At 65.8% G+C, this 17,545-nt stretch carries 17 protein-coding genes; 12 read left to right on the plus strand and 5 right to left on the minus strand.

The features are described 5' to 3' along the window. The first annotated feature begins 189 nt into the window (after positions 1 to 189). From HAP48_RS37125 to HAP48_RS37150, 6 genes are all read left to right on the plus strand, one after another. A complete protein-coding gene (locus HAP48_RS37125) occupies positions 190 to 1,410 on the plus strand; it encodes an LL-diaminopimelate aminotransferase (protein WP_016842955.1) in 1,221 nt (406 codons plus the stop codon). 22 nt (positions 1,411 to 1,432) lie between these two features. Next, positions 1,433 to 2,752 (plus strand): homoserine dehydrogenase, encoded by a 1,320-nt coding sequence (locus HAP48_RS37130; protein WP_166204736.1) that lies wholly within the window; start codon positions 1,433 to 1,435, stop codon positions 2,750 to 2,752. A gap of 79 nt (positions 2,753 to 2,831) precedes the next feature. Then, positions 2,832 to 3,830 carry a class II fructose-bisphosphatase gene (gene glpX, locus HAP48_RS37135; protein WP_029083354.1) on the plus strand — a complete coding sequence of 333 codons (999 nt, stop codon included), beginning with the start codon at positions 2,832 to 2,834 and terminating at the stop codon, positions 3,828 to 3,830. A gap of 142 nt (positions 3,831 to 3,972) precedes the next feature. Beyond that, positions 3,973 to 4,692, plus strand: coding sequence for a haloacid dehalogenase type II (locus HAP48_RS37140; protein ID WP_166204738.1), 720 nt, complete (start codon positions 3,973 to 3,975; stop codon positions 4,690 to 4,692). 154 nt (positions 4,693 to 4,846) lie between these two features. Further along, positions 4,847 to 6,688, plus strand: a complete 1,842-nt coding sequence (gene recJ, locus HAP48_RS37145) for a single-stranded-DNA-specific exonuclease RecJ (RefSeq protein WP_166204740.1) — start codon at positions 4,847 to 4,849, stop codon at positions 6,686 to 6,688. A gap of 18 nt (positions 6,689 to 6,706) precedes the next feature. Further along, a complete protein-coding gene (locus HAP48_RS37150; protein ID WP_166204742.1) occupies positions 6,707 to 7,525 on the plus strand; it encodes an SDR family NAD(P)-dependent oxidoreductase in 819 nt (272 codons plus the stop codon). A 100-nt stretch (positions 7,526 to 7,625) separates the two neighbouring features. Here HAP48_RS37150 and HAP48_RS37155 read toward each other — a convergent pair whose 3' ends face one another. Further along, a complete protein-coding gene (locus HAP48_RS37155) occupies positions 7,626 to 8,861 on the minus strand; it encodes a lytic murein transglycosylase (RefSeq protein WP_166204744.1) in 1,236 nt (411 codons plus the stop codon). A 55-nt stretch (positions 8,862 to 8,916) separates the two neighbouring features. Then, positions 8,917 to 9,489 carry a MarR family winged helix-turn-helix transcriptional regulator gene (locus tag HAP48_RS37160; protein WP_166215510.1) on the minus strand — a complete coding sequence of 191 codons (573 nt, stop codon included), beginning with the start codon at positions 9,487 to 9,489 and terminating at the stop codon, positions 8,917 to 8,919. A gap of 93 nt (positions 9,490 to 9,582) precedes the next feature. On the opposite strand from HAP48_RS37160, the gene HAP48_RS37165 reads away from it, so the two are divergent. The 3 genes from HAP48_RS37165 (at position 9,583) to HAP48_RS37175 (ending at position 11,698) form a co-directional block, all read left to right on the plus strand. Then, complete coding sequence (locus HAP48_RS37165) at positions 9,583 to 10,056, plus strand: carboxymuconolactone decarboxylase family protein (protein ID WP_166204746.1); 474 nt, start codon at positions 9,583 to 9,585, stop codon at positions 10,054 to 10,056. 51 nt (positions 10,057 to 10,107) lie between these two features. Further along, positions 10,108 to 10,614 (plus strand): cupin domain-containing protein, encoded by a 507-nt coding sequence (locus tag HAP48_RS37170; RefSeq protein WP_166204748.1) that lies wholly within the window; start codon positions 10,108 to 10,110, stop codon positions 10,612 to 10,614. Positions 10,615 to 10,804: 190 nt separating this feature from the next. Beyond that, positions 10,805 to 11,698, plus strand: coding sequence for a dihydrodipicolinate synthase family protein (locus HAP48_RS37175; RefSeq protein ID WP_166215512.1), 894 nt, complete (start codon positions 10,805 to 10,807; stop codon positions 11,696 to 11,698). Positions 11,699 to 11,722: 24 nt separating this feature from the next. On the opposite strand, the gene HAP48_RS37180 is transcribed toward HAP48_RS37175, so the two are convergent. The 3 genes from HAP48_RS37180 to HAP48_RS37190 all read right to left on the minus strand — a co-directional run bounded on the left by HAP48_RS37180 (position 11,723) and on the right by HAP48_RS37190 (position 14,917). After that, positions 11,723 to 13,315, minus strand: coding sequence for a M23 family peptidase (locus HAP48_RS37180; RefSeq protein ID WP_166204750.1), 1,593 nt, complete (start codon positions 13,313 to 13,315; stop codon positions 11,723 to 11,725). 144 nt (positions 13,316 to 13,459) lie between these two features. Further along, positions 13,460 to 14,026: an elongation factor P gene (gene efp, locus HAP48_RS37185; protein WP_029083344.1), complete on the minus strand. Its 567-nt coding sequence runs from the start codon at positions 14,024 to 14,026 to the stop codon at positions 13,460 to 13,462. 165 nt (positions 14,027 to 14,191) lie between these two features. Continuing rightward, positions 14,192 to 14,917, minus strand: coding sequence for a hypothetical protein (locus tag HAP48_RS37190; RefSeq protein ID WP_166204752.1), 726 nt, complete (start codon positions 14,915 to 14,917; stop codon positions 14,192 to 14,194). 243 nt (positions 14,918 to 15,160) lie between these two features. Between HAP48_RS37190 and epmA the strand changes: the two genes are divergently transcribed. The 3 genes from epmA to HAP48_RS37205 are packed head-to-tail and all read left to right on the plus strand — an operon-like array spanning position 15,161 to position 17,521. Then, positions 15,161 to 16,213, plus strand: coding sequence for an EF-P lysine aminoacylase EpmA (epmA, locus tag HAP48_RS37195; RefSeq protein WP_166204754.1), 1,053 nt, complete (start codon positions 15,161 to 15,163; stop codon positions 16,211 to 16,213). Further along, positions 16,210 to 17,301, plus strand: coding sequence for a lysine-2,3-aminomutase-like protein (locus HAP48_RS37200; RefSeq protein WP_166204756.1), 1,092 nt, complete (start codon positions 16,210 to 16,212; stop codon positions 17,299 to 17,301). The genes epmA and HAP48_RS37200 overlap by 4 nt, the downstream gene beginning before the upstream one ends. Continuing rightward, entirely contained in the window at positions 17,270 to 17,521 is a 252-nt protein-coding gene (locus HAP48_RS37205) for a hypothetical protein (RefSeq protein ID WP_234622341.1), read from the plus strand. Before HAP48_RS37200 ends, HAP48_RS37205 begins: the two co-directional genes overlap by 32 nt. Positions 17,522 to 17,545: the final 24 nt, after the last annotated feature.

A 17,545-nucleotide genomic window follows, 5' to 3' on the forward strand; every position in this document is an offset into this window, starting at 1 on the left:
GGCGCCGCCCGGTGTCCGTGCTAAAAGAACCTCAATTCAACCGCATATCCGGCCGCAGCCTTCAGATCGTGCGCCTGAATTCGCTCTAAGTTATTGATTTGGCGCGATTTCTGTAAGAGCCCGAGCAGGCTTCGGCATCGATCCCAAGGGCGTCGATTCTGGCATCGCGGTTGTCGGAGCAAGGGTCCCATGGAAGATTTTTACCGCATTCGCCGTCTGCCGCCTTACGTCTTTGAGAAGGTCAACCAGGCCAAGGCGGCCGCGCGCAACGCCGGGGCCGACATCATCGACATGGGCATGGGGAACCCGGACCTGCCGACCCCGCCGCATGTGATCGAGAAGTTGAAGGAGACGCTGGGCAAGCCGCGGACCGACCGCTACTCGGCCTCGCGCGGCATCAACGGCCTGCGCAAGGCCCAGGCGGCCTATTATGCCCGCCGTTTCGGCGTCAAGCTCAACCCCGATACCCAGGTCGTGGCCACCCTCGGCTCGAAGGAGGGGTTTGCCAACGTCGCGCAGGCGATCACCGCGCCCGGCGACGTCGTGCTGTGCCCCAATCCGAGCTACCCGATCCATGCCTTCGGCTTCCTGATGGCGGGCGGCGTGATCCGCTCGGTGCCGTCGGAGCCGACGCCGCAGTTCTTCGAGGCGGTCGAGCGGGCGATCATCCATTCGATCCCGAAGCCGATCGCGCTGATCGTCTGCTATCCGTCGAACCCGACCGCCTATGTCGCGGACCTCGACTTCTACAAGGACCTCGTCGCGTTTGCGAAGAAGCACGACATCTTCATCCTGTCCGATCTCGCCTACGCCGAGGTCTATTTCGACGAGAACAATCCGCCGCCATCGGTGCTGCAGGTGCCCGGCGCGATCGACGTCACCGTCGAGTTCACCTCGATGTCGAAGACGTTCTCGATGGCCGGCTGGCGCATGGGCTTTGCGGTCGGCAATGAGCGCATCATTGCCGCACTTGCGCGGGTCAAATCCTATCTCGATTACGGCGCCTTCACGCCGGTCCAGGTGGCGGCGACCGCCGCGCTCAACGGCCCTGACGACTGCATCCGCGAGATGCGCGACACCTACCGCAAGCGCCGCGATGCGCTGGTCGAGTCGTTTGGCCGCGCCGGCTGGGACATTCCGCCGCCGCAGGCCTCAATGTTCGCCTGGGCGCCGCTGCCCAAGGCGTTCGAGGCGGTCGGCAGCATGCAGTTCGCAACCCTGATGGTGGAGAAATCCGGCGTCGTGGTGTCGCCCGGCGTGGCCTTCGGCGAGCACGGCGAGGGCTATGTCCGGATCGCGATGGTGGAGAACGAGCAGCGTATCCGGCAGGCCGCGCGCGGCGTGCGCCGCTTCCTTGAAAGCGGCATCGAAACGTTGCACAACGTCGTTCCTCTCGCCAACCGGCGCTAATCCTTCCAGGTTGCTTAATCTCATGGTCGCACCCCTGAACGTGGGCATAGCGGGGCTCGGCACCGTCGGTGCCGATGTCGTCCGCCTCATCGAAACGCAAGGACGCGCGCTGGCCGAGCGCAGCGGCCGCGGCATTCGCGTCGTCGCCGTCACGGCGCGCTCGAAAGCCAAGAAGCGCGGCCTCGACCTGCGCGGCATCGCGTGGGCGAAGAGCCCCGAGGCGCTGGCCGAGGATCCCAATATCGACTGCTTCGTCGAATTGATGGGCGGCGCCGGCGATCCGGCGCTCTCCGCGATCGAGACGGCGCTGAAGGCCGGCAAATCGGTCGTCACTGCCAACAAGGCGCTGATCGCCAAGCACGGCCTGCGTCTCGCCACAGCCGCCGAGAAGCACGGCGGCGCGCTGAATTTCGAGGCGGCGGTCGGTGCGGCAATCCCGGTCATCAAGACGCTGCGCGAAGGCCTCGCCGGCACCAGCGTCAACCGCGTCTATGGCATCCTCAACGGCACCTGCAATTACATCCTGACCCGGATGGAGCAGGAGGGATTGTCGTTCGAAGAATGCCTGAAGGACGCCCAGCGTCTCGGCTATGCCGAAGCCAATCCGTCGTTCGACGTCGATGGTCACGATACCGCGCAGAAGCTGGCGATCCTGGCGAGCCTCGCCTTCGGAACCAAGGTCGCGGAAAGCGCGGTCTATGTCGAGGGCATCTCCTCGATCACGCCGGAAGACCTTAAGGCGGCCGCGGAACTCGGCTACCGGGTCAAGCTGCTCGGCGTCGCCGTGCGCACGGCAAAGGGCATTGAGCAGCGCGTGCATCCGACCATGGTGCCGAAATCGTCCCCGATCGCACAGGTGATGGGTGTCACCAATGCGGTGGCGATCGACGGCGAGGGCATTCCGCCGATCACGCTGGTCGGCCCGGGCGCCGGTGGCGGCGCGACCGCCTCGGCTGTGGTCGCCGACATCGCCGACGTCGCCCGCGGCATCCGCGCCAAGCCGTTCGGGCGCCCGGTCGAGCGGTTGCGCGACACCGCCAAGGCGCCGATGGAACGTCATGAGGGTGGTTATTATATCCGCCTGATGGCGCGCGATCTTGCAGGCACTGCCGCAACAATCGCCACCCGGCTTGCGGAACAGAAGATATCTCTGGAGTCCATCGTGCAGCGGCATCCGGATGGCGTCGATGTGAACGGTGCGGCCAAAAAACCTTCACCGGTTCCGGTCATTCTGATTACCTATGCGACCAGCGAAGATGCCGTGCATCGCGCGCTGGCCGCAGTGCAACGCGATAAGGTCATCAGCGGCCGGCCGCAGGTGATCCGGATCGAGAAAAACTAGCGCATGGCCTGAACGGGTCGGGCGTGAGACGATTGATGCGGGCAGGCTGGCCTGTCCCCGAGGCTTAAGGAGTACGCTGATGTCGACCCATATTTCCGTTCCGCCGCAAATGTTGCTTGAGCGCATCCTGACGCTCGAAATCGTGCGGGTGACGGAGCGCGCGGCGGTGTCGGCCGCGCGGCTGCGCGGCCATGGCCAGGAAAAGGCCGCCGACAAGGCCGCGGTCGACGCGATGCGGCGCGAGCTCAACAAGCTGCCGATCGAGGGCACGGTCGTGATCGGCGAGGGCGAGCGCGACGAAGCGCCGATGCTGTTCATCGGCGAGAAGGTCGGCCTCAATGCCGGTCCCAAGGTCGACATCGCGGTCGACCCGCTCGAAGGCACCACGCTGTGCGCCAAGAACATGCCGGGCTCGATCGCCACCATGGCGATGGCCGACGGCGGCACGCTGCTGCACGCGCCCGACGTCTACATGCAGAAGATCGCGATCGGTCCGGGCTACGCCAAGAACGTGATCGAGCTCGACGCGCCGCCGGCCGACAATGTCCGCCGCCTCGCCAAGGCCAAGGGCGTCGACCCCACCGCCATCAACGTGCTGGTGCTCGACCGTCCGCGCCATGCCGACATCATCAACAGCGTGCGCTCCACCGGCGCTGCCGTGCAGCTGATCACCGACGGCGACGTCGCCGGCGTCATTCATTGCGCTAAGCCCGATGAGACCGGCGTCGACATGTATATCGGCACCGGCGGCGCGCCCGAGGGCGTGCTGGCGGCGGTCGCGCTGCGCTGCATCGGCGGTCAGATGCAGTGCCGCCTGATCCTCGACACCGAGGAGAAGCGCGAGCGCGCGCACAAGATGGGCGTCATCGATCCGAAGATGATCTACGGCATCGAGGACATGGCCAAGGGCGACTGCCTGTTCGCCGCCACCGGCGTTACCACCGGCTCGCTGCTCACGGGCGTGAAGTTCAAGAAGGACGTGATCGAGACCGAGACGGTCGTGATGCGCTCGGTCACCGGCACCGTGCGCTACATCAAGGCCGAGCACCGGCAGCTGGAGAAGTTCCACCTGGATTGATGCGGTCATTCCGGGGCGCATCGTCAGATGCGAACCTCAGATGTGCAATTGCACATCGGAGAATCTCGAGGTTCCGGGTCTGGTGCTTACGCACCATCCCGGAACGACGGGATAAATAACAACAAGAAGAAGGGAGACGAGCATGTCCGATCTTTCCGGGGTCAAGGCGCTGGTGTTCGATGTGTTCGGAACGGTCGTCGACTGGCGCACCAGCCTGATCAACGACTTCACCAAATGGGGCGAGACGCGGGGCATCAAGGCCGACTGGATCGCGCTGGTCGATGGCTGGCGCGCGGTCTATGCGGCCTCGATGGACGAGGTGCGCAAGAACCCGCAGAACGGCTACGTGATCCTCGACGTGCTGCACCGCCGCTCGTTGGAGAAGCTGGTCGCGCAATTCGACATCAAGGGGTTGACCGAGGCCGACCTGCAGCACCTGACGCTGGGCTGGCATCGCCTGCACGGCTGGCCCGACAGCGTCGCCGGCCTGACCCGGCTGAAGACCAAATACATCATCTCACCGCTCTCCAATGGCAACGTCGCGCTGCTCACCAACATGGCGAAGTTCGCAGGCCTGCCGTGGGATCTGGTGATGTCCGCCGAGCTGTTCGAGCATTACAAGCCCGATCCGGAAACCTATCTGGGCGCCGCAAAACTGCTCTGCCTGCCGCCGGAGCAGGTGATGATGGTCGCCGCGCACAATTACGATCTGAAGCACGCACAGAGGCATGGCCTCAAGACCGCCTTCGTGGCGCGGCCGGCCGAATACGGACCCCTGCAGAAATACGATTTCGAAGCCACCGGCGAATGGGACATCGTGGCCAAGGATTTCGGGGAAATCGCCACCCGGATGGGCTGCTAGAACTGGTCTGCGAATCACTGAAGCGCTACGATTCCTGGCTGGAGCGTCGGTTCTGATTGGGGCGGAACCGGAGCCCTAGATTTGTTTTGACGCGTTTGCTTCACGCGAACCGCTGCCCGCTTCGCTCGAAATCGCTCTGGCTCCAGAAGGGATCATGACACTGCACGCATCCGCATTGCCCGTCGAGGCGCCGCCGGCGTTCCTCGGCGTGACGCGGTCGTTGACCGGAAAGCTCTGGCGCGACCGGCTCGATGCGCGCGGGGCGGCGCGGGCGCTCGCGATGGTGCAGCGTCACAATCTGCCGGAAATGCTGGCGCGCGTGCTGGCGGGGCGCGACGTCGGGATCGACGATGTCGCCGACTTCCTCGACCCGACCATCCGCAAGCTGATGCCGGATCCCCACACGGTCACCGAGATGGAGCTTGCCGCCAAGCGCATCGCGGATGCCGCGGTGCGCGGCGAAAAGGTCGCGATCTTCGGCGACTATGACGTCGACGGCGCGACCTCGGCGGCGCTGCTGACCTGGCATTTGCGCCATTGCGGGCTGGATCCGCTGATCCACATTCCCGACCGCATCTTCGAAGGCTACGGGCCGAACGTCGACGCCGTCCGCGCGCTGGCGGCGAAGGGCGCGACGTTGCTGGTCACGGTCGATTGCGGCACCACCAGCATCGAGCCGCTGGCGGAGGCGAAGAAGCTCGGAATGTCGGTGGTGGTGATCGATCATCACCAGACCGGCGATGAGCTGCCCGAGGTCGACGCGCTGGTGAATCCGAACCGGCCCGACGATCTCTCGGGCCTCGGCCACCTCGCGGCCGTCGGGCTCGTGCTGGTGACATTGGTCGCGGTCAATCGCGAGCTGCGCCAGCGCGGCTTCTGGAGCAGCGAGATGCCGGAGCCGGACCTGCTCGGCATGCTGCATCATGTCGCGCTCGGCACCGTCGCCGACGTCGCGCCCCTGATCGGGCTCAACCGCGCCTTCGTCGCCAAGGGCCTGATCGCGATGCGCCGCCGCGACCATGTCGGCCATACCGCGCTGATGGATGTGGCGCGGCTGAACGGCCCGCCGGAGTCCTGGCATCTCGGCTTCATGCTGGGGCCGCGCATCAATGCCGGCGGGCGCATCGGGCGCGCCGATCTCGGCGTGCGGCTGTTGCTCGAAGGCGATGTCTCGGAGGCCGCGCGGATCGCGGCCGAGCTCGACCGCCTCAACGCCGAACGGCGTGTGATCGAGCAGGCTGCCGAGGCGCAGGCCGAAGCCGAGGCGCTGGCCTCGCTCGGGCTCGAGGACAAGGGCGCGGTGATCGTCACCGCCGCCGAAGGCTGGCATCCCGGCGTGGTCGGGCTGGTCGCCGCGCGGCTGAAGGAGAAGTTCGCGCGTCCGGCGTTTGCGATCGCGCTCGAGCCGGGCGGCATCGGCACCGGATCGGGCCGCTCGATCGGCGGCGTCGATCTCGGCAAGGCGGTGCGGCAGGCGGTGCACGACGGGCTCCTGATGAAGGGCGGCGGGCACGCGATGGCGGCCGGCGTCACGCTGCGCAAGGAGAATCTCGCCGAATTCCGCGCCTACATGGAGAGCGCGCTGGCGGAAGACGTCGCCAACTCGCGTCACGAGAACGAGCTGTTCATCGACGGTGCGGTGACCGCGCGGGCGGTGACGCCCGAGTTCGCTGCGACGCTCAATCGCGCAGGTCCGTTCGGCAGCGCCAATCCGGAGCCGGTGATCGCGCTGCCGTCGCATCAGCTGGTCTATGCCGACGAGGTCGGGCAGGCGCATTTGCGGCTGCGCTTCAAATCCGGCGACGGCTCGATCGTCAACGGTATCGCATTCCGTTCCGTCGGACAGAAGCTCGGCAGCGCCTTGACGCAAAATCGCGGCCAGCAATTGCACGTGGCAGGCTCTCTCGCAGTCGACCGTTGGCAAGGTACCGAACGTGTGCAATTCCGTGTGCTCGACGTCGCGGTGCCGGATCAGGGCCCGGCGGTGATCCGATAAGAAGCGTTGGGAGAGGACATGTCCGGACAGGTTGAGGGCAAGGTCGCGCTGGTGACCGGTGGCGCGTCGGGTATCGGCGAGGCCATCGTTGAATTGTTCGCGCAGGAAGGCGCGACCGTTGTTGCGACGGATATCGACGAGTTGCGGGGACCGGAGCTCGCCGCGCGGCTCAAGAAGGCTGGTCGCGAGGTGATCTTTCTGCCGCAGGATGTCACCAGCGAGGAACGCTGGATCGAGGTCGTCGCTGACATCGGCAAGCGCTATGGCCGCCTCGACATCATGGTCTCCAATGCCGGCATCGGCATCGGCGCGCCCTCGATTGTCGATATGTCGCTCGCAGACTGGCGCCGGCAGACCGCCATCAATATTGACGGCGTGTTCCTGTCGGTGAAGCATTCGCTGCCGCTGATGCGCAAGCATGGCGGCGGCTCCATCATCATGATGTCGTCGCTGGCCGGCCTGCGTGGCGCGGCGAACCTCTCCGGCTATAGCGCGACCAAGGGCGCCGTGCGGCTGTTCGCCAAGTCGATCGCGATGGAATGCGCGCAGGCGAACGACGGCATCCGCGTCAACTCGGTGCATCCCGGTATCATCGACACGCCGATCTGGGGCAAGATCCCGACCGGCGCGACGGGCGCCGGCCAGAACGCGCCGATCGATCCCGAGGAGCGCGCGAAATTTGCCACGCCGCTCGGCCGCGCCGGCCAGGCCATCGAGATCGCGCAGGGCGTGCTCTATCTCGCCTCCGATGCGTCGCGCTACGTCACCGGCAGCGAGCTCGTGATTGACGGGGGTATGAACGCCGGCGGCGTGGTGCGGCAGCCAGCGAGCCGCTAATACGGTCGTAGCCCGCATGAGCGAAGCGACATGCGGGAAAGCGGCCCCCGGGTATCGCTTTGCTCACCCGGGCTACGCAGCTCACCGTGACGGCAGAGGGCTAGCCGCCTTGCCGCAGCCGCGCCAGCACCTTCAGCCCGCCGTAACCATCGGCGGGCAACAGGCCCATTTTGACCTGATAGTCCTTGATCGCCTTCATGGTGTCGTTGCCGACGCGGCCGTCGGTGCCGCCGGTGTCGAAGCCCGCCTTGGTCAGGCGCGTCTGCATCTCCTGCACCTCGGCGAGCGTCAGCGCGCGCTCGGAGCCGGGGAATGGCTGGATGAAGGGCGGTCCGCCGAGACAGCGGTCGCCGAGATGGCAGATCGCCAGCGCGTAGTTCATCGAGGGATTGTAGCTCTTCACCGAATTGAAGTTCGGCCCGAGCAGGAAGGCGGGGCCGCCGGCGACCGGGATCCAGAGCTGGGCTGACGCGTTCGGCTGCGGAAACGGCTGGCCGTCGGCTCTGACGACGCCGGCGCTGGCCCAGGCCGCGTAGGAGCGGCTGCCGCTGGCGCTGCCGCTCGCCGCGCGGACCTCGTAGCCCCAATGCTCGCCGCGGTGCCACTTGCCGCGATTGACCAGGTATTTTGCGGTCGAGCCCAGCGCGTCGTCGGGACGGCCGAACGGCGAGACCTTGCCGTCGCCGTCATAGTCGAAGCCGACATTGAGCCAGACTTCCGGCATCCATTGCGAATGGCCCATCGCGCCGGCCCACGAGCCGTTCATCTCCTCCGGGGTGCTCCAGCCGCGCTGTACGATCTTCATCGCGTTGATCAGCTCGGTCTCCCAGTAGGCCTTGCGACGCGGCTCGTTCCAGGCGAGGGCCGCCAGCGAGGGAAACACCGGCGTCATATGGTTCTGCTGCACCAGCGGATCGCCATAGGCGGATTCCACGCCCCACAGCGCGAGCAGCGTGCCGCGCTCGACGCCGAAGTCGCGCTCGATCCGGCCGAACAGCGCCTCGTTCTTCCTGAGCGCCTCGCGGCCGTGGATGATGCGCCAGTCGGAGACGCGGCGGTTGATGTACTGCCAGATCTGCTCGTGGAATTCAGGCTGGTTGCGCATCTGCCTGAACACGCTCATGTCGGGCTCGACCCGCCCCATGCAGCGGTTCCAGGTCGCCTCCGAAATGCCCTTTGCCAGTGCGCGAGCGCGGAAATTGTCGCGCCATTGGTCGAAGCCGGGCGGCGCAGCCGCCAGTGCGCCGAGCGGATTGGTCAGCACGACGCCTGCCGCGAGCCCCGCTTTCAGGACGGCGCGGCGGGCAGGGGATTTCAAAGAATCAGGCTGTTTCATCTGGCCAGTGTAGCGGCGCCGATCGGGTGAGCCAAAAGCCACGCCGCCGCAGGGACTAGCTATCCTGCAAATCCGTGGCGATTTTTGACAGCCATTGGCGGACAATTTGTTCCGACTTGCCGTCAAGGCTGGCGGCGAGTCGGCGCTCCTGCGCCTGGGCGATATGGCGGCATTTCTCCAGCAGCGCGGTTCCATGGCTGGTCAGCGTCCATTGCAGCACCCGGCCGTGGACGGGGTGCGGCGTCTTGCGGATCGCGCCGTCGCGTTCGAGGTTGCGGATGATCACGCTGACGGTCTGCGGTGTCAGAAACGCCACCCGCGCCAGATCGGCGCCTGAGAGCCCCGGATAGGCCTTCAGCATCGTCAGCACGACGAATTGCGGCGAGGTGACGCCAAGCTGCGCGAGCGCGCGCTCCATCGACAGCCGCGAGGCCGCGTGCGCCTGGCGCAGCAGATAGGCGAGATAGCCCTGTTCGCCGCGCTTGCCTTCGCCGGGCGGCGGGATGGGCGTGGTGAGCAGGGCGTCTGCGGCCGATCCTGTCCCTACAGCAACCTTGCCGGCCGCCGTTTTCGCCGCCGGCCGCCGCTCGGCGGCGCCTGGTTTCCCGCGTTTCTGCATTCCCGCCATGTCGTCCGATGCCGCCTTCGCCGATGTCCGCACCTTGCTCGGTATCAGAGCTCTGATAATGTATCAGTACACTGATAACACGAGGCCAGGCCGATGTCACATGCCCGCAAGGAATACACCGACTTCGAGAAGCTCGCGCCCGATGTCTTCGCCGCCGTGCGTGCGCTCGGCCAGTTCGCGGCCAAGGCCGGCCTCGACAAGCAGCTGCTCGAGCTCGTCAAGCTGCGCGCCTCGCAGATCAACGGCTGCGCGTTCTGCGTGCAGTACCACATCCTGCAAGGCGAGAGCCTCGGCGTGCCCACAGACAAGCTCAACCTCGTCGTGGTGTGGCGCGAGGCGCCGCAGTTCTCGGCCCGCGAGCGCGCGGCGCTGGCCTGGACCGAAGCGCTGACGACCTTGCCGAACGGCGTCAGCGACGAGGTCTATGCCGAGGTCTCCGCCGAATTCTCCGAGCAGGAGCTGACCTATCTCACCTCGGCGATCGCATCGATCAATGTCTGGAACCGGTTCGGCGCCGCCTATCGCTGGACGCCGCCGCCGCGCAGACAGAACGCGGCGGCTTCGTGAGCCGGACCGCGCGCGACAAATGAACCAGCAACTGAAAGGGGAGAAACACCAATGACCTCGATCGCGATGACACCATCTCTTGCATTCGCGCGGCCGCCGCGGCCGGTCTCGCTGGCCATCGCAGCGGGACTGGCCTGCGCCTTCGTGATCGGCAAGGCCTTGCCAACGCCGATGGACGCAATCGCCACGATGATCTCGCCGCTATGCGCGAGCGCCAATGCGGCGTCGCCGCTCGACAAGGTCGAGGTCATCACCTCGCATGCGCTGCCGAACGTGGCGGGCAAGCGGGTCACGGTGGTGCGCGTGTTCTACGGTCCCGGCGGGTTCACGCCGCCGCACCGCCATTCGGGTTCGGTGACCGCCTACATCACCAAGGGTGAAATCCGGTCCCAGCTCGGCGGCGGACCGGTCGAGACTTTCAAGGTCGGCCAGTCCTTTTTCGAGCCGCCGGGCTCGACGCACATGGTCTCGGCCAATGCGAGCACCACGGAGCCGGCGGAGCTGATCGCCGTGTTCGTGGCGGATGAGGGCGCGCAGCTGACCACGATGCTCGAATAGCGATCGGCGAGGCGCTGGTCCTGCAAGACGCGCGCACTGGACCAGTTTGGTGCCGAACTCGCATGAAAGTGGACCTTGCGCGCAACGCGGTGCGTGGATTGATTGCGCGACAGGTTGCTGCACCGGTCGCGACCCAAGCGCGTTCCGATCGTCGGCGCGCCGGGGACGGTTACTGATGAGGGACAAACCGATGATCAGTTTGAAGGGACTCTCGGCCTTCCCGATTACGCCCTCGAACCGGGATGGGCGGGTCGATGTGGGAGCTCTCCGCGCGGTGCTCGACCCCGTGATCGCGGCGAAGGTGGATTCGATCGGGCTGCTCGGAAGCACCGGTTCATATCCGTATTTCAGCCGCGATGAGCGGCGGCGGGCCGTGCAGGCGGCCGCCGCATTGGCTGAAGGTCAAATGCCGATTTTGGTCGGCGTCGGCGCGCTGCGCACCGACGACGCGGTGCGGCTGGCGCAGGATGCGCGTGACGCTGGCGCGACGGCCGGCCTTTTGGCCGCGGTTTCCTATACGCCTTTGACTGACGACGAGGTGTTCGAGCATTTTCAAACCGTGGCCCGTGAGAGCAGGCTGCCGATTTGCATCTATGACAATCCCGGAACGACCCATTTCCGATTCACGCCGGCACTCATCGGCCGCTTGAGCCGCGTCGAGGGGATCGTCGCGGTGAAGAGTCCTGCGCCGGACGCGTCGGCTGTGTCCGGCCATCTCGGGGAATTGCGGGCTGTCGTTCCAGGCGGCCTCGCGTTGGGTTACAGCGCCGACTGGAATTGCACCGAGGCGCTGTTGGCAGGTGGCGATACCTGGTACTGCGTGCTCGCAGGAATTTTCCCGAAGGCTTGCCTGGACATCGTCCGTGCCGTGACGAGCGGCGATGCGGCCCGGGCGCGGCAGCTCAATGCGCGTCTGCAGCCGATGTGGGATCTGTTCAAGACATTCTCGGGTCTGCGCGTTGTCTACGCGATTGCCAATCTCAGAGGTGTCTGCGTGGCCGAACCTCCACGTCCGATCTTGCCGCTGCCCGCGGATGCGCAGAGGAGGGTCAAGGAGACGTTGGCTGCGATGGAGATCGACTGATCGCATGCCTGAAGCGCGGCCGCGCTAATTGCCGCCACCCTCCTGGGTGTCGATGCGATGCACGACATCGTCGGGCAGGGCGTGCGCCACGGCGGCCGCAGGTCCGGGCTCGGGTCCGATCTCGCGGCCGCGGCCGCGGCCGCGGATCAGCCGCTCATAGGCCGACACCAGCGTGGTGTAGGGATTGACCCACAGCCAGCCGTCGCGGGTGAACACCTGGACGTCGAAGTGCAGATGCCGCGACGTGCCATTGGGGTGGTCAAGATAGTTCGAGACCACGCCGATCTTCTCGCCCTCGCTGACGCGGCGTCCGTTGAGCAAACCATCGGCATCCATCGCCGCCGGGTTCATGTGCATGTAGCGGAAGCGGATATGCTCGGTGCGGGTGTTGATCTGTAGCGTCGCAGCCTGCTGCTGCGGCGAGCGGATCACGATGCTGTCGCGCACCGCGACCACGCCCTGCTGCTTGGGGTCGCAACCCTCCTTGCTGTCTGCGGGACACGCGCCTGGCCTGACATCCTGGCCCTGATGGCCAAAGCCGCTGGTGCATTGGCCGACCTCAAAACTGCGGGCCTCGCAGAAATTGTCCTGCCAGGGATACACGTCGACCGTCGCGCCCGCCTTGCGCCTGGCGAAGGATTGCGAGTGTGCGAAGGCCGGCGCTTTCTCCAGCGGAAAGCGGATCTGCGAATAGACGGTGAAGTCGGCGTGGCCACTCTGCTGCCTGTGTCCGCCGCTGCCCGCGATGATGTCGCCGCTCGGGCGGTAGGTGAAGTCAGCCGATGCGGCCGCCGGCCGCTCGGCGATGTCGGAGGCGATGTCGCTGCGCGACCGCGACGGCTGGCCGCCTGCGATGTGCAACGCCTTCAGGAAGCGCTCGGCGACCGGATAGGCCTCACGACAGGCCAGCCGTTTCGGCCGCGGCGTGCTGTCGAGGCATTGGATCGAGACGACATAGGGAATCCCGAAACGGGTGAAGGCGTAGCGGACATAGCCCTCGCGGATGAAGCGGCGGATGTCCGGAAACTGCGCGGCCAGCGTCTTGACCGGCTCGCCCTTGCCGCCGAGCCGGTCGGCGAGGTCGTAGACCAGGATCGAGCCCGAGATCTGCACCTCGACCGGTTTGGCAAACGTCCGCGGCGGCATGCCGTCGCCGGCACCCGGGTCGAGCGAGAACACCGCGTCGTAGCCGGACGCGCCGGCATGAAAGATATCGGCAGGGCGGAAATCGGCCTGATAGCGCACGACCGACAGGCTGTCCGGCGCACCGCTTTGCCGCGCGTCGAGATAGCTTGCGGGGTCGAACGGCAGCAGCACCGGAATCGGGCTGCGCGCGATGCCGGGGAACAGCGGCGACGTCACCGCGTTCAGCTGCACCAGTGCGGGGGTCGCGCGCGGATCGGTGGCCGGGACGCGGCGTTGGCCGGCGAAGGTGAAGTTGGAGGCAATGGCCGGGCGGGCGCTCATCTCCTGCCGGAGCTGGTCGAGCACCGCGCGCCATTCGACCCGCATGGCCGAGATCGACGGCGTTCGGAATTCGTCGGCATGAGCGCCGGGAGGAGGCGAGAGCAGGACTGCCAGCCAGCAACTGATGAAGCTGACAACCTTCCTGTTCACTGCACCCCCCGGCTCATGTCTGACCGCCAGAGAGATTAGAGCAAGATCCGGAAAAGTGCGTAGCAGTTTTCCGGAAAGTTTGAGCTTAAACAACAATCCGATGCGCGATGATGATTCACTTCAAATCCCACCGCGCCTCAGCGCTTAGTCCTTGGCGCGTTCAACGTACGAACCGTCCTCGGTCATGACCACGATGCGCGTTCCGGCGGCAACGTGCGGCGGCACGCCGGTGCGCACGCCATTGGACAGGATCGCGGGCTTGTAGGACGAGGAGGCGGTCTGCCCCTTGGTCACCGGCTCGGTCTCGACCACTTCGAGCGTCACGCGCTGCGGCAGCTGGATCGCGACCGGATTGCCCTCGTGCATCGAGAGCTTCACGGTCATGTTCTCCTGCAGATAGGGCGAGGAGGAGCCGACGATCTCCTTGGAGACCTGGACCTGATCGTAGTTGTCGTTGTTCATGAAGTGGAAGCCGTCGGCGTCTTCATAAAGGTAGTTGTAGTTGTGGTCTTCGACGGTGGCCTTCTCGACCTGGTCGGTGGTCTTGTAGCGCTCCGAGACCTTCACGCCGTCGCCGATGCGGCGCATTTCGATCTGGCTGACCGGGGTGCCCTTGCCGGGATGAATGTTCTCGGCGGACAAGACCACATAGAGCCGGCCGTCCTGCTCGATGATGTTGCCCTTGCGGATGGAACTGGCGATGACTTTCAAAGGTGTTTTCCTGAATTTGGGAGGCGGGGGCGCAAACCGGATGGCAGCCCCTCGGCCATGGCGGCGATTTCGGGCTGCAACATACTGATTTGTCCCTGAGATGCCAGCCTTTTGCGGCCAATTTTGGCAGTTTGCCAACCGCTGAAACCGGCCCGGAACGGGACGTTATGGCTGGTCCTTGCCGGGGATCTTGCGGGCCTTCGCGTTGTGCTCGGCAAAGCTTGCAGGAACCGAAAACGTCCCGGTTTTCAGGTCGTAGACGCAACGCCAATCCTCGACCCAGGGGAACGGGGGGTGCTCGCCCTGGATGTCGAAGGACATGCCGAGCACGAGGTAGCGGCTGTCGGGCCATTTCATGCCAAGCCAGGCGTAGTTCTCGTCAAAACCCTTGATCAGGCCGATCTGCATATGGTCGAGCGTATACGGGTCATCCGGGTCGCGGCGCACGCCTTCGGCTGCCGGCTGGGTGTAGAAGTAGTCCCAGGCGGCCTCGCCGAGCGGCTTTTGGGTCGCCGGCACGAACCGGTCGCCGGTCCGCTTGTACAGGTAGAGGGTGTGATAGCCGGCGCCGATCTTCTGCATCCGCACCAGCCAGCGGCTGTCCGGGCTGAAGCGGAAGCCGGCCTGATAGCCGGCCGCATCGGTGCCTTCGCCCTGGTTCAGCAGCGCGCCATGCTTGCGGGCGCGGTCGAAGGTCCAGAACTGGAAGAGGAGACCTTCATCGCCCATGTCCTTCGCATACTGCTCGACGCGGACTGTTCGATCCGGCGAGGTGAAGCTTGCGTCCGCAACCCGCTTGAACTCGCTGCCCGGGCTGTCGGCCATTGCCGGCGTCGCCACGGCCAAGCCGAGCAACAGCAGCAGTCCAGCACTTCGCAACCAGCCGACCATGGGCGCATCCTGTTTTCGCGCAACTGGCGGTGGGACGCGCGAACCAGTGTTCAGGTTCAGCGGATCGCGAACATGGACAAGGCGGGCGTCTTTCGACATGAAGGGATCAGCTTTGCCGGGTGGCGCGGAGAACAAGGCCGTGTGGACCATGATGTTATTTAGAATCAGTCACTTGCTTCCCACTCTTAAGTGGAGGCGGGGGCTTGTTGATGTGGAATCCATGAGATCCGGGGTGCACCGGCAATGACGGGTCATGACCAGACCTCGCCGTGGTGGACGCCGCAGCGCTATGCCGACCGCCGGCCATTCCTGCAGGCGCGGACCGCCATCACGCGGGCGCTCCGCGGCTGGTTCGAAGAGCAGAGATTCGCCGAGGTCGAGACCGCCATTCTGCAGATCTCGCCGGGCAACGAGACGCATCTGCACGCGCCGCGCACTGAGCTGACGCGAGCCGACGGCTCGCATGCGACGCGCTATCTGCGCACCTCTCCAGAGTTCGCCTGCAAGAAGCTGCTCGCGGCCGGCGAGCCCAAGATCTACGAGTTCGCGCGAGTGTTCCGCGATCGCGAGCGCGGCGATCTGCATTTGCCCGAATTCACCATGCTGGAATGGTACCGCGCCAATGCCCCCTACGATGCCATCATGGCCGACACGATCGTCGTGATCGCGCATGCGGCGCAGGCGACCGGGATCGGGCGGTTTTCCTTTCGCGGCAGGATGGCCGATCCGTTTGCCGAACCGGAGCTGCTGACGGTCGCGGCCGGCTTCGAGCGCTTCGCCGGCATTGACCTGCTGGCGACGATTGCGGGCCGCAAGGGTGATCGCGAGGCGCTGGCGTCGGCGGCGAAGGGCCGGGTGCGGATCGCCGACGACGACACCTGGTCGGATATCTTCAGCAAGGTGCTGGTCGAGCATGTCGAGCCCAATCTCGGGCAGGGCCGTCTGACCGTGCTGTTCGAATACCCGTCGCCCGAGGCCGCGCTGGCGCGCACCAAGGCTGGCGAACCACGCGTCGCGGAGCGTTTCGAGGTCTATGCCTGCGGGGTCGAACTCGCCAACGGCTTTGGCGAGCTGACCGACGCGGTCGAGCAGCGCCATCGTTTCACCGCTGATATGGACGAGAAGGCCCGCCGTTACGGCGAGCGCTATCCGCTCGACGAGGATTTCCTTGCCGCGGTCGGCGAGATGCCGGAGGCCAGCGGGGTTGCGCTCGGCTTCGACCGGCTGGTGATGCTGGCGAGCGGCGCGCCACGAATTGATCAGGTGGTCTGGACACCGCCTGCAGGAGAGACATGAACAGGATCGATCCGAAGATGGCGGCGACCCTGCGCCAGCCGCGCGAGCTGGTCGATGCCGGCCTCGCGCCGGTCGATGCGCTTGCCGGGCTCGAGCAGGTGGCCGCGCGCTACGCGGTCGCGGTGACGCCGGAGCTCGTCGCGCTGATCGATCCGGCCGACGAAAATGATCCGATCGCGCGGCAGTTCATCCCGAGCGCCGACGAACTCGTGGAGCAGCCGGGCGAGAACGCCGATCCGATCGGCGACGATACGCATTCGCCGGTTGGGGGGATCGTGCATCGCTATCCTGATCGGGTCCTGTTCAAGCTCGTGCATGTCTGCGCGGTCTATTGCCGATTTTGTTTCCGGCGTGAAATGGTTGGTCCCGGCAAGGCCTCGGCCTTGTCCGACGACGCCTATCGCGCGGCGGTGGATTACATCCGGAGCCATGGGGAGATCTGGGAAGTCATCCTGACCGGCGGCGATCCGCTGATGCTGTCGCCGCGCCGGTTGACCGAGATCATGGCCGATCTCGGTGCCATCGATCATGTGAAGATCATCCGCATCCACACCCGCGTCCCGATCGCCGATCCCGGCCGCATCAATTCCGACATGATCGCGGCGCTGCGGGTCGAGGGCGCGACGACCTGGATTGCTGTTCACGCCAACCATCCGCGTGAACTGGGCGTCAATGCCCGCGCGGCGTGTGCCCGCCTTGCCGATGCCGGCATCCCGCTGGTCAGCCAGTCGGTCCTGCTGCGCGGGGTCAACGACGATGCCGCGACCCTCGAGGCGCTGATGCGCGCCTTCGTCGAGTGCCGCATCAAGCCGTATTATCTGCATCATGGCGACCTCGCGCCCGGCACTGCACATCTGCGCACCACGATCGAAGCGGGGCAGGAGCTGATGCGGGCCTTGCGCGGCCGTGTCTCCGGACTGTGTCAGCCGGACTACGTGCTCGACATCCCCGGCGGCCATGGCAAGGCGCCGATCGGCCCGGCCTATTTGTCGCAGTCGGCTTCGCGCGATCGTGAAGATTCCGCGGAACGGGGCTACCGTATCGTCGATTATTGCGGTGACGTTCATCTCTACCCACCGCAATCGTGATCCGATCATGAGCGGGGCAGGGGACGGACGGCAGGAGCCGCCCGAGGAGGAGGGCAACCGCAGCATCGAAAATGCTGTGATGTTCGGCTTCTTTGCGGTGCTGGTCGCCGCGGGAATCTGGCTCCTTGGCACGATGGCGGATATACGGAAAGTGCAGGATTGCGCAGCGCAAGGACGACGCAATTGTGCTACCGTCGACGTGCCGGAACGGGCGCGATAGGGTTGAGAAGCAGCGGAGACGCGA

This window comes from Bradyrhizobium septentrionale, assembly GCF_011516645.4.
GTDB classification, from domain to species: Bacteria; Pseudomonadota; Alphaproteobacteria; order Rhizobiales; family Xanthobacteraceae; genus Bradyrhizobium; species Bradyrhizobium septentrionale.

What these genes read in the sequence shown, in the direction of transcription:
- HAP48_RS37150 (WP_166204742.1), top strand. Translation starts at nt 6,707, where the DNA reads ATGTCCGGACAGGTTGAGGGCAAGGTCGCGCTGGTGACCGGTGGCGCG.
- HAP48_RS37140 (WP_166204738.1), top strand. Translation starts at nt 3,973, where the DNA reads ATGTCCGATCTTTCCGGGGTCAAGGCGCTGGTGTTCGATGTGTTCGGA.
- HAP48_RS37190 (WP_166204752.1), bottom strand. Translation starts at nt 14,917, where the DNA reads ATGGTCGGCTGGTTGCGAAGTGCTGGACTGCTGCTGTTGCTCGGCTTG.
- HAP48_RS37160 (WP_166215510.1), bottom strand. Translation starts at nt 9,489, where the DNA reads ATGGCGGGAATGCAGAAACGCGGGAAACCAGGCGCCGCCGAGCGGCGG.
- HAP48_RS37165 (WP_166204746.1), top strand. Translation starts at nt 9,583, where the DNA reads ATGTCACATGCCCGCAAGGAATACACCGACTTCGAGAAGCTCGCGCCC.
- HAP48_RS37155 (WP_166204744.1), bottom strand. Translation starts at nt 8,861, where the DNA reads ATGAAACAGCCTGATTCTTTGAAATCCCCTGCCCGCCGCGCCGTCCTG.
- HAP48_RS37175 (WP_166215512.1), top strand. Translation starts at nt 10,805, where the DNA reads ATGATCAGTTTGAAGGGACTCTCGGCCTTCCCGATTACGCCCTCGAAC.
- HAP48_RS37170 (WP_166204748.1), top strand. Translation starts at nt 10,108, where the DNA reads ATGACCTCGATCGCGATGACACCATCTCTTGCATTCGCGCGGCCGCCG.
- recJ (WP_166204740.1), top strand. Translation starts at nt 4,847, where the DNA reads ATGACACTGCACGCATCCGCATTGCCCGTCGAGGCGCCGCCGGCGTTC.
- HAP48_RS37130 (WP_166204736.1), top strand. Translation starts at nt 1,433, where the DNA reads ATGGTCGCACCCCTGAACGTGGGCATAGCGGGGCTCGGCACCGTCGGT.
- HAP48_RS37200 (WP_166204756.1), top strand. Translation starts at nt 16,210, where the DNA reads ATGAACAGGATCGATCCGAAGATGGCGGCGACCCTGCGCCAGCCGCGC.
- epmA (WP_166204754.1), top strand. Translation starts at nt 15,161, where the DNA reads ATGACGGGTCATGACCAGACCTCGCCGTGGTGGACGCCGCAGCGCTAT.
- HAP48_RS37125 (WP_016842955.1), top strand. Translation starts at nt 190, where the DNA reads ATGGAAGATTTTTACCGCATTCGCCGTCTGCCGCCTTACGTCTTTGAG.
- glpX (WP_029083354.1), top strand. Translation starts at nt 2,832, where the DNA reads ATGTCGACCCATATTTCCGTTCCGCCGCAAATGTTGCTTGAGCGCATC.